The sequence below is a fragment of the Hymenobacter sp. YC55 genome (assembly GCF_029433095.1).
Taxonomy (GTDB): Bacteria; Bacteroidota; Bacteroidia; order Cytophagales; family Hymenobacteraceae; genus Hymenobacter.
This window is the reverse complement of record NZ_JARNTX010000001.1, coordinates 2,757,137-2,774,155: the sequence shown is the minus strand read 5'-3', so window position 1 is coordinate 2,774,155 and position 17,019 is coordinate 2,757,137. Positions and strand designations below refer to the sequence as shown.

Genomic DNA, 17,019 nt, shown 5'->3' with positions numbered 1-17,019 from the left:
CCTAGTCAGTTCTGCAATTGAAAAGCGTCCTCAGCTCTAGTCTGAGGACGCTTTCTGTGTAGGCGCACGCTGCCAACCCCGGCCTCTGTGCCTTAACTAAACAAGTCCAGCAGTTCCTGTTGGGTTAGGGACTTGATGAAACCGGTGTCCGTTTTGATGAGGCCGTCGGCTAGCTCGCGCTTGGCGTCCTGTAGCTTCATGATTTTCTCTTCAATGGTATCGGGGCAGATCAGGCGCACGGCTACTACTTTCTTGTCCTGCCCGATGCGGTGGCTACGGTCGATGGCTTGGTTTTCCACGGCGGGGTTCCACCACGGGTCCACGAGGTACACGTAGTCTGCTTCGGTGAGGTTGAGGCCGGTGCCGCCAGCTTTCAAACTCACCAGGAACACGCGCACGGCTTCGTTTTGCTGAAAGTTATTGACGGTAGCGGCGCGGTTTTTCGTTTGGCCGGTTAGGTACTCGAAGGGAATATTGTGGGTTTCGAGTTCGTGCTTAATTAGGTCGAGCATGGTCACGAACTGCGAGAAAACCAGGATTTTGTGCTGCGGAGCTTTGTTGCGGATTTCTTCGAGCAAGGCGTCCAGCTTGGTGGATTGCTGGCCGTAGTTGGCTTCGTCGGGGAGCAGGGCGGGGGAGTTGCAGATCTGGCGCAGCTTGGTGAGGCCTTGCAGAATGTGCATGCTGCTTTTGGGCAGGTTTTCCTCGTTAATGCCCATCAGCAGGTCGTGGTAGTCTTTTTTGCAGGCCTCGTACACGCGGCGCTGCTCGGCGCCCATTTCGCAGTAGAGCACCATTTCGGTTTTGTCGGGTAGCTCGCGGGCCACCTGGGCTTTGGTGCGGCGCAGCAGAAAAGGGCTGATTTTGCGTTGCAGCGCCCGCGCCTTCTTGTCGTCCTTGAACTTGTCGATGGGGCTGCCATAGATGTCGTTGAAGTGCTGCTTGCTGCCGAGTAAGCCAGGGCAGGCAAAGGAAAGCTGCCCGTACAAATCGAACGTATTGTTCTCGACCGGCGTGCCCGTAAGCACCACCCGGTTGCGGGCTTGCAGCAAGCAGGCCGCCTTGTAGCGCTGCGAATCCGGATTTTTGATGGCTTGGGATTCGTCGAGGAAAACGTAGTTGAAGCAATACTCTTTCAGCTGCCGAATATCCGAAACCATCGTGTTGTAGGTGGTTAGCACGATGTCGAAGGCGTTGAAATCCCGCAGGGTTAAGCTGCGGGCGGCGCCATGCTGCACGTGTACGCGCAGCGAGGGCGCAAACTTCCGCACCTCGGCTTGCCAGTTGAACACCAACGAAGTCGGGACGACCACTAGGTTGGCAGCGGAGTGGCCCTTGGCGCGCTGAAGCAGGATAAAGGCCAGCACTTGCAGCGTTTTGCCGAGGCCCATATCGTCGGCCAGGCAGCCGCCAAAGTTGAACGTGTCGAGAAAATTCAGCCAGTTCAGGCCCTGCCGCTGGTACTCGCGCATAGTGGCCTGCAAATCGGAAGGCACCGGCACGGGCTCGATGGCGCTGAAATCGGCCACGGCGCCCTGGTAGATGGCTAGTTTGGCTTGCGCTTCGGCGGCCACAGCTTCGGGGTCGTACAGCTCCTGAATGGCCGAAAAGTTAATGCTCGGCGTACGGATGCTTTCCTCGACCACGTAACCGGCCGCGAAGTAGTGCGCAAATTTTTCGAGCCACTCCCGGGGCAAGATGCCGCGGGTGCCATCGTCAAGGCGCACGTAGTGGCTTTTGTTGCGAATGGCTTGTTGCAACTGCCGCATCGAGGCGCGCTGCTTGCCAAAGCGCACCCGCAGTTGGGTATCGAACCAGTTGGTTTCGCCGGTAACGCGCACCGAGATGCGTGCCCGGTTGGGGTTGAGGTCGTTTTTCTTGAGCTGGTTGAAGCCGAGAATGTCAATCTGTTCGTTTTGCCAGTCCTCGAAAGCCGCCAGAAACCATTCTTCGTCCAGGAATAGCGCCTTCGGTACGTGCAATACATCGTGCTGCATCTGCTCCTGGAAGTCGGGGTAGTGGCGCAGCAGCAGCATGGCAAAGCGCCGTTCTGCCGTATCGTCGCGCTCCAGGGCAAAGGGGGCGCCCAACTCATCTACCGCGAAAAGCTGTTTGCGCGACAAAATGGACACTTCCATAGTGCCGTAGCGCATCACGGGCAGCACCTCCACGTGTGCCCCGGCATCGGAGAGGTACAGCAGCTTCTGCGGAGCCTGATCAAAACCGTAAGACACCAGTTGCTGCGGCGTCGCGAGCCGGGCGTAGGAGTAGCTAATGCGGACCCGGTCTTCGAGGTTGGCCAGCACATCCTGCTGAAACTCCGCAAACTTGCTTTGGTGAATCAGCAGCGTGTTGTTGCGCTTGGTGAAAAACTCGATAACGCGCCAGATGTCGGGGTCTTCAATCAGAAACAGCACGTCCTGCACCGCCACAAAATACTCGTAGCGGACCGTCAGCGTCTTCAAATCCACTGGCAGCTCTTGCAACACCAGCAGACCCTCCAGTTGGTAGAACTCACCCTTCAAGGTTACCGACAAACGCAAATCACCCTGCGTACTGCGCACCCGCAGGCGTGCGAGCGAGGGCGCGGTAAGCTTGTCGGATACGGCCGGGTTATGGCCGAAAATAGGCAGGCCAATAGGGTTGTGCAGCACGGCTTGCAGCGCCGCTATGGCTGCCGTGGAGCGAGTGTCGTCGTAGTTGTTTTGGAAGCGGGCCAGACCGGTGTAGAATTTCAATTCCGCCGCGTCGGTGATCTTCCAGATGTCGTCCAGCGGGTTAAGTACGGTTACTGGGTTCTTGACTTTGCCGGCCGAGGTAAAAGCCGCTTCCGCTAGCTGAATCGTGAGGTGGCCGTAGTATTTGTGTTTGCCAAACACCACAAACCGCTGCGTTTCCACGGCTGCGGGCGCCCCGCCCCGGCGCTGCGGTTGCAACTGCCCCATTAGTTCCTGCTTGGTAGCCGCCGTAACCGGGTAGAGCCCCGCTTGCCGCGGACTCACCACGACCGAGGGCCGCACGTAGGTTAGCTGAAAATGCGCATCAAGGTCGGGGGCGTGCTCCAGGCCATAGTCGCGGGCCGTGGCGAGCAGCAAGGCGCGCCGCTGGCTTGCATCAAAGAACACGCGCAGCTCTTTGCGGCGCAATATGCTGAGCAGTACCTGCGCCTGATGCTCGCACAGCGTAGTTTTCGGGGCGGCGCAGGCGCAGGAAAGCAGCAAACCCTCTGGCAGCTGCTCCACCACCACACTAGGAAACTTCGGGAGGCCGGCCGGAGGAATCGAACTGGAAAACGAGCCAAAATCCAGGGTTATACTTTCGGGCTGAACAGCTGTCAACAGGTGCGTGTCGGCCACAAACAGCGCCGGATAATGTCCGGCAACGTCGGTGCCACTCAGCATGGAAATGGTGGCCCCTGCCAAGAAGTATTGATGCGGATGCAGGTCGCCGTGGGGCGGAGGCAGTGTTTCCGTTGGCTTCGACATAAACAGGAGTTGCAGCCCCGAAAGGTAGCTAACTATTCTCTTTAGTCGAATTTATACATTTAGCTAAAGAGAATAGCGAAATTTCAGGCCAGCTCATTATTTGCTACCTAAGCATTTCTCCTGTTTTCTTGCATCACTCGCTTACTAATCTTACCCCCACCCTCTGTCATCCTGAGCTTGCGAAGGACCTTCTCACGCGAGAGCAAATCGTTGGTAAGACAATCGTCGTGCAGGCATAAGGTCCTTCGCAAGCTCAGGATGACAGAGGGTGGGGGTAAGATTAGCAAGTGAGTAGCTTCGGCAAGCAGAAGCCAGATGAAGCGGGATGGACCGGTGGTATTGTTCGGTCGCGTTTCCGATAGTCACCTGCAAAGCTCTCAAAGCCAAAGAAGCCCTGGCTGCTGATGCAACCAGGGCTTCTTAAGTAGGGTTGCGCGATTTCGGCTGCTACGGAAAAAGGAGTGCTTAGCTCTTCTTAGTAGCTGGTTTCTTCGTAGCAGGTTGGTTAGCTTTCGCGCCTTTCATTGGGAAGCCTCGCTCGCGCATCAGGGCATCAATTTTCGGGTCGCGGCCGCGGAAGCTGCGGTAGGCGTCGGCGGGGTCTACGGTGTTGCCGACCGAGAAGATGTACTTAGTCAGGCGCTGGCCCACGGCTTTGTCGTAGGGGCCGCCGGCTTCGGTGAAGGCACCGTAGGCATCGGAAGCCAGCACCACCGACCATAGGTAGCTGTAGTAGCCAGCTGAGTAGCCGTCCGACGAGAAAACGTGGCTGAACTGCGGCGTGCGGTGGCGCATCACAATCTCGCTCGGCATGCCCAGCTGGGCCAGGGTTTCGCGCTCGAATTTGTCGGCGTCAATCTTTTGGTCGCCGGCTAGGTGCAGCTTCATATCGATGAGGGCACTGGCCAAGAACTCGGTGGTTTCGAAGCCCTGGTTGAAGGTCGAGGCCTTTTCAATTCGGTCCACCAAGACCTGCGGAATGGGCTTGCCGGTTTGGTAATGCACCGCGAAGCGCTGAAGCACCTGCGGCGTGGGCAGCCAGTTTTCCAGCACCTGCGACGGGAATTCCACGTAGTCGCGCACCACGCTCGTACCCGAGAGAGTTGGGTAGGTTACGTTGGAGGAGAGGCCGTGCAGGGCGTGGCCGAACTCGTGGAACAGCGTGGTAGCGTCGGTCCAGGAAATGAGCGTAGGCGCGCCGTCCTTGCCTTTCACGAAGTTGGAGTTGTTGGACACGATGGTGCTGACCTCGCCGTTCATGCGCTCCTGCTTGCGGTAGGCGTTCATCCAGGCGCCGGAGCGTTTGCCGGGCCGGGCGTAGGGGTCGAAGTACCACAAGCCCACATGCTTGCCGCTGGTCTTGTCTTTCACTTTCCACACCTTCACGTCGGGGTGGTACACGGGCACGTCGGTGACGGGGCTGAAGGTGAAGTTGAACAGCTCACCCGCCACCCAGAACATGCCTTCGCGCATCTTATCGAGCTGCAAGTACTGCTTCACCTCGTTTTGGTCGAGGTCGTAGCGGGCTTTGCGCACCTTCTCGGCGTAGTAACGGTAGTCCCAGGGCTCAATTTTGATGTTGGCGCCTTCCTTTTTGGCCAGCGCCTGCATGTCGGCCACTTCTTCTTTCACGCGGGCCACGGCGGGCGCCCAAACCTGCTCCATGAGTTGCATGGCGGCTTCGGGCGTCTTGGCCATGGTGTTGTCGAGGCGCAGGTGGGCGTGGGTGGCGTAACCGAGCAGTTTGGCGCGCTCGGCGCGCAGCTGCAGAATTTCAGTAATCAGGGCGTTGTTGTCGTGCGGGCCACCGTTGTCGCCGCGGTTGTAGAACATGCGCCAGGCCTTCTCGCGCAGCTTGCGCTGGTCGGAATACGTCAGAAACGGCTCGATGGACGAGCGGGTGTTGGTGATAACCCCGGCGGCCGTAATCTTGCGGGCGGTGGCCGTATTGGCCGCATCGTCGCGCAACGAAGTGGGCAAGCCACTCAGGTCGGCGGGCGTTTTCAGCACCAGTACTGAGTCGGTTTCATCGGCCAGCACGTTTTGGCTGAAGCGCGTGAACAGCCCCGCCAGTTGCTGGTTGATTTCCGACAGGCGGGTTTTGGCCTTGGCATCCAGCTTGGCCCCGGCCCGCACGAAGTTGTTGTAGTACACAAACGTGAGGCGCTGTTGCTCGGGCGTGAGCTTCTTCTTGTCGGGCGAGTTATAAACAGCCTCAATGCGCTTGAAAAGCGGTTCGTTCTGCGTGATTTGGTCGCCGAAAGCGGCCATACGGGGTGCCATTTCGCGCTGCACGGCCTGCACTTCGGGGTTGCTCATGGTGCCAGACCACACGCCATACACCGTCTGCACCCGATCCAGCGAGTGGCCAGCCCGCTCTAGGGCCGCAATGGTGTTCTCGAAAGTTGGGGCCTGCGGGTTGCTGGCAATAGCTTGAATTTCCTGCAGGTTTTCTGCCATAGCTGCTTCCAGTGCCGGCTTGAAGTGCGACACCTGCACTTTATCGAAAGCCGGGAAGCCTCCATACGGTCCCGCCCAGGTAGCTAGCAGGGGGTTGGAATCGGGGCGGACGGCGGCCACTGCCGACGCCGTTTGGGCACTAGTAGGGGTTGGGTTCACGTAGGCAGCTAGGGTAAAAGCGAGCAAGGCATGGGTAAACAGCCGCCCACCAGAAAAAGGAGTAGGATTGGATATGAGCAAAGAGCAGGTTGTGGCAATGGTGCAAGCGTGAAAGTACTACCTAAGCCCAATTCGCTCCAGTGGGTTCCATTCGGGGTGCTTGCTACGCAGCCTTACTGGCTCCTTGCAACCAGAACTGCACTACGGAAGAGGTGTAAGCGTGCTTAGAACGAGGGAGGTTGTAATCAAAAATAAGAAGCCTGCGCTTGACGCATCGTTAGACGAAGCCGTTGCCGCTACGCGGTTCCAGTCGTGCAAAACGATGCGCCAAGCGCAGGCTTCTTAGTTACAGCCGCGGAAAATCGGGCTTAAAAATCAGAGTATGCGACGGGGTACAAAAACGTCTGCTGGTTTCTGGAAACGTTGTTCTGATACTCGGGCATGGCCGAAAGCTTTTTCCACTCCGGGTCGGAGCCAAACGTTTTCCAGTGCTCGTCGCGGGCAGCTTTGTTTTCGAAGCTAGTCATGTACATCAGGTTGGGCATGTGGCTGCCCGCTATTACCCGGCCATAGAACACGCCATTAAACCCCAGGCGCTTGAACAAACCTATTTCGTTGCCTTGCACAAACATCTGCACCTTGTTCATGTGAATCTTCTCGTTAGGGCTTTCATAGCTGCGCAACTCGTACACCCGCTCCGCCCGTGGGCCTTTCAGAGGCGGCTCCTGCAACTGCAGCTTATCGGACATAGACTGAATCTGAACAACTTCGAGGCGCGCGTAGGGCGGGTTGTTATAGGCGGCCGTCCAGTATTGGCTGTTGTTCTCAAAGCTTTTGTCTTGCTCCAGGCGGTCAGTCACACTCAGGAGCTGGCCGTAAGACTTGAACGGAACCAGCACCATAATCCGGCGGTCGGCGGCTGTGTCATTACCGATAGGCTTGAAAACGCCGATTTTCTGAAGGCCAAGCTTGTGCAAGGCGGGCAGGTAGGCATCCTTCAAAAAAGCATCGACTCGGTCTTCCTGCTGCTTGTCTTTTAAATGGTAAATCCTGAGCTGATAAAGTTCTTTGTCAGCAGCGGCGGCTACAGTAACCTGTAAGGTCAGCAGCGCCATAACAATCAAAGAAAGCAAACCGACCTTGTGTGGCCGCTCGGATGCTAGCAAGTGCTTCATTAGTTAAGTGAGTAGGGGTTGGAATTTTCTGCGTTAAACCTAACAAAAATTCTATGCGCAAGCAGAAAATTCCTACTTGCTGATGAGCTAGGTTCACTGTTGCAGATCTGCGTAAGCTCATCAATACGTTATAAACCCACGCTACTTCTCCAGGCTCTGTGCTCTACAAGCAAATCAAGAAGGAGCAGCATTTGAGTTGTTGCAGTAAACGTGTTGGGGCAACCGCAGCTTGAAAAGACGGAAATAACCAGCAGTAACTTTGCGGTTACACCCGAGTATATACCTTGATGTTGCGCTGGATTGATGTCTTGAAATTTGCCAAGTACAGCAACCCCGAGCCGCCGCGCCGGGTGGAGAAGTCGGAGGCGGAGTGGCAGGCCTACCTGACGCCCGCGCAGTTTCGGGTGTTGCGCCAGAAAGGAACCGAGTCGCCTTACCGCAATGCGTATTGCCGCTCCTACGAGCCCGGCGTATACGCCTGCCGTGGCTGCGGTAGCCTATTATTCAATTCCTCGGAGAAATACCACGCCATATCGGGCTGGCCGAGCTTCACGCAGCCACTAGCCAAAAACGTCATCAAGTATGCCTTCGACGAAAGCTTCAACATGCAGCGCATAGAAGCCCTCTGCAACGTTTGCGACGGTCACCTCGGGCACGTATTCCCGGACGGCCCGGAGCCAAGCGGCTTGCGCTACTGCATGAATTCGGAAAGCATGATTAGGCAGTAGTACGAAGCTCAGGTTTCGCGCTATAGTTTATTTATTTCGGTAATCTGCCAAAATACCCTCGTACATCCAGTTAGCCAGGGCTTGGCGGTTGTCGGGGATGAGGAAGCGGCGCTGGTCTTTGTTGTTGCGGATGTTGCCTAACTCCATAAATACGGCCGGGGCGTGGCTGTTGCGAACCACATACAAGGAATTGCGCGGTGATACCGTGCCGGAGTAAGGGCGGTTGGGCTGCGCCCGCTTGTAGCGAGCCGTGAACATCTTATGAATGTTTTGGGCCAGCCGCTTGCCAACCGCGCTATTGGAGTTGTGGTAGAAGAACACGTCGATGTTTTTGCCTTCGCTGCGGCTATCCACGTGCAAGCCTAGAAAGCGCTGATAAGCACCCTTATGGCGTGGATAGATGGCATTCACGGCGTTGATGCGCTGGCGCAAGCGGGCTAGCTGGCTGCGCGGAATGGTCAGGCTCGGGTACGTGACTTCGTCGTAGTCGGGGAGAAGCACGGGCTGGTCGCGGATGCCGTCGTTGGGGTCCCGGATAATAAGGTACACCAGCGCCCCATGCATGTAGAGCACCCGCGCAAGCCGCAGCGTTACGTCGTAGGCGTACTCATCTTCGGCCAACGAGTAGCTGCCGTACTTGCCGATGGCTCCAGGGTCGGGCCCGCCGTGGCCGGAGGAAAGGTAGAAGACCGCGCCCCGCAACAGTCCGTCGGAAGGGCGGGTTTGGGCGTAGGCTTTACCGAAGAAGGAGGTCAGCGGCAATACCACCTTGTTTGGTACTGCCGTGGCGGCGCGGGGAGCTATCCGCGGCTTGAGGGGGCGGGTAGTGCTGGCTGTGCGGCGCACAACGGAGGGAAGACGGTATTTGCGGCCCGCAACCAGCGTTTGGTTTTTGCCGAGCGCCCCCCGGTTCAAAGCCAGGAATGAGCGCAGATACGTGGCTGGGTCCAGGCCGTAACGGCGCAACAAGTTTTGGGTGCCATCGCCACGGCGGGCTACTACTTGCCGGTATTTGGTTTGGCTAAAGGCTAGGGCAGAAGCCAGCAAAAGCAGGAGAGAGAGAAAGGCCGTTCGCAAAGCAACTAGGTAGCGGTAATAAGGCAAGGAGTTCTAAACAACAAGAGTACTAAAAAACAAGCCGGAATACATGGCTGGAAGCAGTATTCAGGCTGAATGTGGTACAACTGTGCAATCGGAGATAAGAAAGTACCTCTACTCCTAAGGCTCTGCAAGGGTTTTGCGACCAATGAGCGAAACGGTTAGTTAAGTATAAAATTCAGAGAATATTTGCTTACTTACTACTAAGTAAGTACGTTTGACCGTCATGTCAAATCAGCCGCAAGTACTTGTTCCCGATACCCGAACCCGCATCCTCGATCTGGCTCAGCAACTGTTGCTTAGCCGCGGATTCAATGCCTTTAGCTACCAGCACATTGCCAAGGAGCTGGCGGTGAAGCCGGCCGCCATTCATTATCACTACCCAACCAAGGAAGACCTAGGAGTAGCCATCATCCAGCGGCAGCGCCGGCGGCTGCATAAGTGGCGCGGCCTGCCCCGCCTAACCGATTTGCTTCCTCAGCAGCAGCTAGAGGCGCTTTTTGAAGTTTACCTTGGGCATTTGCAGAACGAGCAGCGCGTGTGCTTGTTTGGCTCGTTGGCCGCCGAGTTTAGGACCCTCCCGGAGGCCATGCAGCAGGAGCTGCGCCTCCTGACGCTGGAACTAACCGACTTTCTGGCCGGTGTGCTCGAAGCAGGTCGCGCCGCCGGTACCATAGCGTTCAAAGGTCAGCCAACGGCCAAAGCCGCGCAGGTGCTGACTACGTTGGCGGGGGCGCTCCAAATGGCCCGCGTCCATGATGAACGCCAATTCCACATGATTTTCGAGCAGCTGCGCTTGGAATTGCTGCCAGAGTAACTCGTTTCTCAACCCTCTAACTGTGTTCGTTATGGTTAACGCCTTTTCGCCCGCCTCCGACCTCTACCCCTTGGAAACATTGTACGAGCCTGCTCCCGTCCGCCCCGCGAAGGTGTTGTATCCTTCGGTGCCACCCGGCCTGAAGTTCTTGCGCCTGAAGTTGCAAGTGCAAGCAGCTATATCAAAGGAGTGGGCGTTCCGCTCGACTTGGCAGTTGTTTATTACCCCGCGCCGGTTGCCGGTGAAAACTTGGGAGGCCGCGGCGCTGGCGGCGGCGCAACCCCATTCGGTGCAGGCCAGTAGTGGGCGTGTGGTGTATTATGAGTGGAACCCTGCGGGGGCGCGGACGGTGCTGCTGGTGCACGGGTGGGAGCACCGGGCCAGCTTTTGGGGGCAACTGGCGAAAGACCTGGTGCGGGCCGGCTATCGGGTGGTGGCCCTCGATGCCCCCGCACACGGCGCCTCCGACGGGCAGCAGGTTACGCTGGTAAGCTTTGCCGAGGCGGTGCAGGCGGTAGCTGATGCCATAGGGGCGGTATATGGCGTGGTGGCGCATTCTTTTGGCGCAGCGTGCACGGCCGGGGTGCCCGTACAATTCAAGCAGCCTGATGGTAGCGAGCTGCCGCGGTTGGTGCTGATGAGCGTCCCAAGCAGCACCCGCAATGTAGCCGAGCGGTTTGCCGACTTGCTCCGCCTGCCGCACAGCGTAGTTGACCGCATGGGCCTGTTCATTCAACAGCAGTTCAACCGCAACGCCGAAAGTTTCAGCTTAGTGGAAACCGGCCGCCGCTTGCCCGTGCAACGCGCCCTCCTTCTCCACGACCACCAAGACCTAAACGTGCCCTTCTCCGACGGCGAAGCCATTGCCGCGACCTGGCCATCCCTGGACTTCCGCCCCACTACCGGCTTAGGTCACAACCGCATCATGCGCGACTCGGGCGTGATAAAGCAAGTAGTGGAATTCCTAAATTGAAGCCGTAAAGGCTTTTGAAACATTACACCGTTTCGTGGCCGCTGGCGGCTAGCTCGCGCAGCACCTCGCGTAAGCCCTCGGGCTCCTGAATCAGCCGGCAGATATGTTCCAAGTATTCGGCCTCGGCGCGTAGGTGGCGTTTCAGTTCGCGCAACTCAATTTCACGCTTTTTGCCGCTGTTGCCACTGAAGCCGTTGTCGCCGTATTTCAACTCATTGAGCTGTTGCTTTAGCTCTAGCTGCTGCTGGTGCAGTGCCTGCGTGTAGCGGGTTAGCACGTCATCGTCGGCGCCAGCGGTAGGCCCCGATTCGGACAGGAGTTGGAGCAGCGTGTAGAGGTCGTTGGCTTCGTAGGCTTCGGTGATGCGCTGCATCAGGGCCGTTTTGTGGGCTTGGGTGGCGGGGTCGCGCTCCAGGTCGGGGTGATGCGTGCGGGCCAGCTGCCGGTACAGCGTTTTGGTGTTGGAGAGCAGCTTTTGTTGTTCCTCGCGGGCAGCTTTCTCGGCAGTTTCCTGCGCTTTCTGGGCTTTGGTTTTGCGCCGGGCACGGGCATGCGCCGCCGCTTGCTCGTGCGGCGGCAAGTCGGAATCAGGGTCTGGTACGAAGGCAGTTGTTTTTTCCTCAGTAGGTGCGGTTTCCGCTTCGGCAGCCGCCCGACGGCTCGGCGCATATTTCAACACGATGTCGGACGTATCCTCTCCAAACCGATTATGCAAGGAGCGAGCATTGCCCACAATGAACTCCGTGATTTGGCGCTCTTCTTTACGGCTGAAGTAAGGCAGCAGCAACGCGTCTTCCAGCGGAGCAAACAACGCCCGCCGCGCCTCCACTACTGCCCGCGCCCCCGGCCCGACTTGCTGCCAGTAGCGCCGCCGGGCATCGGCCTGCTCCGCCTGTAAGTCGCGCAGCCGCTGGCGCAGGCTTTCCACCTGTTGCACGGCCTCCCGAAACGCCTGTTGTGCTGGCGTTCCTACCGCTTCGCCCGAGGCCAGCGTGGGTAAGGAATTAGCGGCAGGCAAGTCAGTTGTGGGGTTGTGCAGATTCATGAGGCAAAGGTAGGGTGCGTGTCATCGAACAGGATGGAAGTGGTTTCAGGTTCACCCGAATACTTCATACGCTACCCGAAACGTGTTGCAGTGCGCATCCACAATGTCGGAGAGCCGCTCGGAGTAGCCACCACCCATGCTCACGGCCACTGGCAATTGGTGCTCGTGGCACAGACGCAGTACGTATTCGTCGCGCTGGCGGCAGCCTTCGGGCGTGAGAGCCAGCTTACCGAGCTTGTCGGTAGCCAGCACATCTACCCCGGCTTGGAAGAAGATGAAATCGGGCTGCACCCGCGCAAGCAACTCTGGCACATTGCTGCGCAGGATGTTTAAGTACGTGGCATCATCGGTGCCCAACTCCAGCGCCACATCCCGGTCCGACTGTTCTTTGCGCAATGGATAGTTGGCGCCCGCGTGCATCGAAAACGTGAATACGCGCGGCTCGTCCTGGAAAATACTGGCCGTGCCGTCGCCCTGGTGTACGTCCAAATCAACCACCAAAATCTGCTTGGCTAGCTCATGATGCAGCAAATGCATGGCGGCCACGGCAATGTCATTGAGCACACAAAAACCTTCGCCCCGGTCTCGAAACGCGTGGTGCGTGCCACCTGCCAAACTCATCCCTATGCCGTCGCGCAGGGCCCGCCGCGCCGATTGTACCGTGCCCGCCACGCTGCTTAACGAGCGGCGCACCAGTTCTGGGCTCTGCGGCAAGCCAAGCCGCCGTACCTCGGCAGGGGAGAGCTGCAAATCGCGCACCCGGTGCCAGTACTCCGTGGAGTGCACGCGCAAAATGTCTTCCTCGGGGCACAAGCCCGGGTCATAGAAATCTTCCGCCGGCGCTATGCCCTGCCACAACAGCTGCTCCCGAATCAGTTCGTACTTGGCAATCGGAAAGCGGTGACCATTCGGCAAGCTGATGCTGTAACGTTCGGAAGTGGCAAGGCGGGGCATGCAGGCGGCTGGAGTGAATACGCAACTGAGTACGTAAAAAAAACACCGACGCGGATTAGAAGGGAATCATTTGGATGCCTCAAGACTGATATGCCGGGGGGGTGAGGAGCTAAACGGGAAGCTGCTCAGGCATGAACAAGTGAAAGAATATTGTACTAGTTGAAAGGCATTTTAATAATGCTATCCCTTCATCTGTCATCCTGAGCTAGCGAAGGACCTTAGGGGATAAGAACAGCAGGCGGCACCACGACTCATACTTACGTCATAAGGTCCTTCGCAAGCTCAGCATGACAGATGAAAGGAGGATACATATAATAGCGACTCGCTCAGTGGACATTACTCCGTAAGTGGAAATATTATTTGGGTTAACAATTAGCTTTAATTTTTCGAGGTAATTATGTGTGTGGGGATGTATTTGATTGGTATTTGTAGTTGTTGAATAATTCTAAATAAAAAATAATTTAAAATATTTTTGAATGTATTTTGGTGAATACAAAAACTCCTTTCATATTTGTCACACCAAACACAACAACCCCATGCTACGCCACTTTAATTATATCAGTAAGCAAGACGACAAGGAACCAATGGTTTCATGCGCGGTTCGGTATAGCTAAGTAGTAGCAGACTTCCTCTGATACTTCCGCCACCCGGACCCAGAAGGTTCGGGTGGTTTGTTTTCAGCCCTTTATCCCCTTTGGCCATGCGCCTGTTACACAACAGTTTTCTCTATCAATCACCGGGTCGGCGGCCAATTGGCCGCAAGTGGGATTGGTATGGCCGGGATTTTTCGTTGAACGATTCGCGTAGGTAAATTCCTCGTGACGTATCCATGAAAAAGCCCGGCTTCACCTAGAAGTCGGGCTTTTTTCATACTATTTATTCGCTGAAAATTAATTTCATGCGGTCTGGAAATGCTATGCCTTTTCGGTAATAATTAATTAATAACTAAAAATTGCATTTGCTCTAAATGCTTAATTAAAGTCTCCACTCTTTATAATTTCTGTCATGTACGAAAGCTTCCGGATACTGCTTAGTGTACCCGCCTCCGGGTCCGATGCTCAATTTGATTTTTCAATCGGTAACCGCCCTCGTGAAGGGAATCTACCCCGATGTCCAACCGTCTCAAACCCTTGTCCTACGCCGCCTGGCAAGCCCAGCAAGCGCGCATAGTACTCTCTGCGGCCAAGCGCCTCGACTGGCGCCGCTGGCCGCTTCCCCAACAGGTGGAATACCTGTTTTCACTCTACGGCTCCCTGCCCGTTATCAATGCCCAATTGGGCGAGAATTCAGCGCTGGCGCAGTTTTACCGGCACTGCATTCACGAACAGAAAGACACGCAGCGCAGTCAATGTGCCAGTCTATTGCGCGGCTTGGCCACTAAGCGTACCGAACTACTTTGGCGCCCCAAACTGGCCCCGGCCTTGGCGGCAGTGGCCCGGTGGTTGCCGCAGCGCTGCCGGGAACTCACCGACTGGCAGCCCCGCAGCCGGAACCCCTTCCGGCAGCTGGAAAGCCTGGTGCGCCACCTCTTCGACCAATATGGCGACGTACCAGCCTGGATTATCAACTCCTGGACTGCGGGCCGCCTGCACGACGGCCTCGACATTGCCGAACTGACCGTGCACCTGGGCCGGGGTGGAGCACTACGCACCTTTCGTAGGCTGCCGGTGCCAATTAGCCGCAAAATAGAGCATCACTTGCGCCTAGCCCCAGCGAACTATTCCTTTCTGCATGCGCTACGTTACGCCCAACTCGCTGCCCGCGACCAACTAGCCTGGCTAGGACCGGTGCTCGACTCTCGCTTGAGCCGCTATCTGGGGCGCGACGACGAGTTTTGGCTGCGGGTGGTGGACTTTTTTGCCACTGCTTCTATGGTCGACCCCTACCAGCTAGGACCCGTGTGCGACTGGATTCATCAGAAGCGCGCGGTGGGCATCAACGGCGAACCAGCCCAGCCGGGCTTTTCATTGAAGGGCCGCTCGATGAGCAGTGTACTGACGCAAACGGCGCAGTGGCACCGCCAACTAGCCCAAGCTCTGTACCGGGTGCCTGAAACCAATATGATGCAGGATACCACCTGGGTGCCGCTGCCAGTACCGGACTTTTCCGGGGGTAGCAAGTGCCCGGTGCGCATCACGCAGTTGCGCACCTACCGGAACCTGCTCGACGAGGGGCGCACCCTACGGCACTGTGTGGCTTCCTACTTCGAATCGTGTCGGCGGGGGCGCAGCGCTATTTTCTCGCTCACCCTCAACGGTACCCGCGCCGTGACGCTGGAAGTGCAGGCCAACCGCACGATAGTGCAGGCTCGGGGGCTGTTCAACCGTCGCCCCAACGACGAGGAAGGTGCCTGGATACAGCGTTGGGCCGCCGACAACCGCCTGCTAATTCCTAAGCATTTGCTTAGTTAAACCAAGAAGCTGGCGGAAGAGAACACCAAACCGCCCGCTACGCACCGCACCAAATGGTGCCAGCTAAACAATCAACTATTCAACCAGCAACAACTAGCCGCCATGCGCTTCAACTTTACTTTCCGCAAAGCCCAACCCAATACCGTGAACCATGAGGGCGCTGCTGCCTTCACGCTCACGCCGCAGTTGGAGCTGTACGCCGCCGTGGCTACGGCCGCCCTCAGCGACCAGTACTACGAGAAGGCCGACACGCGGCTAGATCGGTTGCGTGAGTTGGTGGCCCGCAACGACCCCACGTTTGTGGCGCAACTGGCAGTATATGCCCGCGAGCAGATGTACATGCGCTCGGTGCCCTTGGTGCTGGCCGTGGAGTTGGCGCGGCTGCACCGCGGCGACAACCTTGTGAGCCGCTTGGTGGCCCGCATCGTGCAGCGCCCCGACGAAATCACGGAGCTGTTGGCTTGCTACGCCCAAGCCAACCAGCGGGCAGGGGTGAAAACTCTCAACCGCCTCTCCAAGCAGCTCCAGAAAGGCCTGGCCGTCAGTTTCAACCGTTTCGACGGCTACCAGCTGGCCAAGTACGACCGGGCTGGTGCCGTGCGGTTGCGCGACGCGCTGTTCCTGGTGCACCCTACGCCCCGCAACGAGGCGCAGCAAGCATTGTTCGACCAACTGGTAGCTGGTACTTTGCCCACGCCTTACACCTGGGAAACCGAGTTGTCGGCGCTTAGGCAGGCTACTTACGCCACGCAAGCAGAGCGGGCAGCGGCTTTCCGCGAGAAGTGGGAAACGCTGATTGCCAGCGGCAAGCTTGGCTACATGGCCTTGCTGCGCAACTTGCGCAACATCCTCGAAGCCGACGTGTCGGCCGAGGCGGTGGTGGAAGTGTGCGCTACGCTCTCCGACCGGACGGCGGTGGCGCGCAGCAAGCAGTTGCCTTTCCGCTACCTGGCCGCCTACCGCGAGGTGAAAGCCTTGCAAAACGGCCACGTAGCAGCGGTGCTCACGGCGCTAGAAGATGCCATCACGCACAGCACCGCCAACCTGCGCGGTTTCGGCCCCGCCACCCGCGTGGTGGTTGCCTGCGACGTGTCGGGCTCGATGCAGCAGCCGGTGTCGGCGCGCAGCAAAGTGCAACTCTACGACGTCGGTTTGGTGCTTGGGATGTTGCTGCAAAGCCGCTGCCAGCACGTAACGGCCGGCATGTTCGGCGACACGTGGAAGCGCCTGAGCCTGCCCCGCGGCCCCGTGCTCGGCAACGTAGACGAGTTCTACCGCCGCGAGGGCGAGGTGGGCTACAGCACCAACGGCTACCTAGTGGTGCGCGACTTGCGTCAGCGCCGCGAGGTGGTCGATAAGGTGATGTTGTTCACTGACTGCCAGCTCTGGAACAGCCACGGCAACGGTACCTCCTTAGCTCAAGAATGGGCTGAGTACCGCCGCACAGTGGCCCCGCAGGCTCGCCTGTACCTCTTCGACCTCGCCGGCCACGGCACCGCTCCCCTCGACGTTCGCGCCGAAGACGGAGTGGCCCTGATAGCCGGCTGGTCCGACAAAGTTTTCAGCGTGTTAGAAGCCCTCGAAAACGGCGGCTCCGCCCTCACTGAAGTCCAGTCTATCAATTTTTAACATCATGCGGCCCCGGGAGTGGCATTCAACCTAGTGAAAGCTGCCGCCACTCCCGGGTTACTGCCCGCACTCTTCATCATTTCAT

At 57.7% G+C, this 17,019-nt stretch carries 11 protein-coding genes; 5 read left to right on the top strand and 6 right to left on the bottom strand.

All coding sequences use genetic code 11. The features are described from left to right. Positions 1-92: 92 nt before the first annotated feature. From P1X16_RS11700 to P1X16_RS11690, 3 genes are all read right to left on the bottom strand, one after another. A complete protein-coding gene (locus tag P1X16_RS11700) occupies positions 93-3,485 on the bottom strand; it encodes a DEAD/DEAH box helicase (protein ID WP_277228994.1) in 3,393 nt (1,130 codons plus the stop codon). A gap of 465 nt (positions 3,486-3,950) precedes the next feature. Further along, positions 3,951-6,131: a M3 family metallopeptidase gene (locus P1X16_RS11695; protein ID WP_277228992.1), complete on the bottom strand. Its 2,181-nt coding sequence runs from the start codon at positions 6,129-6,131 to the stop codon at positions 3,951-3,953. Positions 6,132-6,472: 341 nt separating this feature from the next. Next, on the bottom strand, positions 6,473-7,279 hold the full coding sequence (locus tag P1X16_RS11690; RefSeq protein ID WP_277228990.1) for an NIPSNAP family protein: 807 nt from the start codon (positions 7,277-7,279) through the stop codon (positions 6,473-6,475). A 287-nt stretch (positions 7,280-7,566) separates the two neighbouring features. Between P1X16_RS11690 and msrB the strand changes: the two genes are divergently transcribed. Further along, the gene (gene msrB / locus P1X16_RS11685; RefSeq protein ID WP_277228988.1) at positions 7,567-8,007 is read left to right on the top strand and encodes a peptide-methionine (R)-S-oxide reductase MsrB; all 441 of its coding nucleotides are present in this window, start codon (positions 7,567-7,569) and stop codon (positions 8,005-8,007) included. A gap of 27 nt (positions 8,008-8,034) precedes the next feature. Here the strand turns inward: msrB and P1X16_RS11680 are convergent, their stop codons facing one another. Continuing rightward, entirely contained in the window at positions 8,035-9,054 is a 1,020-nt protein-coding gene (locus tag P1X16_RS11680; protein WP_277228986.1) for an N-acetylmuramoyl-L-alanine amidase, read from the bottom strand. Between the two features lie 277 nt (positions 9,055-9,331). Here P1X16_RS11680 and P1X16_RS11675 point away from each other — a divergent pair, with 277 nt between their 5' ends. Both P1X16_RS11675 and P1X16_RS11670 read left to right on the top strand, forming a co-directional pair. Beyond that, positions 9,332-9,922: a TetR/AcrR family transcriptional regulator gene (locus tag P1X16_RS11675; RefSeq protein ID WP_277228984.1), complete on the top strand. Its 591-nt coding sequence runs from the start codon at positions 9,332-9,334 to the stop codon at positions 9,920-9,922. Between the two features lie 31 nt (positions 9,923-9,953). Continuing rightward, on the top strand, positions 9,954-10,895 hold the full coding sequence (locus P1X16_RS11670; RefSeq protein ID WP_277228982.1) for an alpha/beta fold hydrolase: 942 nt from the start codon (positions 9,954-9,956) through the stop codon (positions 10,893-10,895). Between the two features lie 22 nt (positions 10,896-10,917). Here the strand turns inward: P1X16_RS11670 and P1X16_RS11665 are convergent, their stop codons facing one another. Then, entirely contained in the window at positions 10,918-11,940 is a 1,023-nt protein-coding gene (locus P1X16_RS11665; RefSeq protein ID WP_277228980.1) for a J domain-containing protein, read from the bottom strand. Positions 11,941-11,991: 51 nt separating this feature from the next. After that, positions 11,992-12,894 (bottom strand): histone deacetylase, encoded by a 903-nt coding sequence (locus P1X16_RS11660; RefSeq protein ID WP_277228978.1) that lies wholly within the window; start codon positions 12,892-12,894, stop codon positions 11,992-11,994. 1,109 nt (positions 12,895-14,003) lie between these two features. Here P1X16_RS11660 and P1X16_RS11655 point away from each other — a divergent pair. Both P1X16_RS11655 and P1X16_RS11650 read left to right on the top strand, forming a co-directional pair. Then, positions 14,004-15,305: a PcfJ domain-containing protein gene (locus P1X16_RS11655; protein WP_277228976.1), complete on the top strand. Its 1,302-nt coding sequence runs from the start codon at positions 14,004-14,006 to the stop codon at positions 15,303-15,305. Positions 15,306-15,407: 102 nt separating this feature from the next. Continuing rightward, positions 15,408-16,934 (top strand): TROVE domain-containing protein, encoded by a 1,527-nt coding sequence (locus P1X16_RS11650; protein WP_277228974.1) that lies wholly within the window; start codon positions 15,408-15,410, stop codon positions 16,932-16,934. Positions 16,935-17,019: the final 85 nt, after the last annotated feature.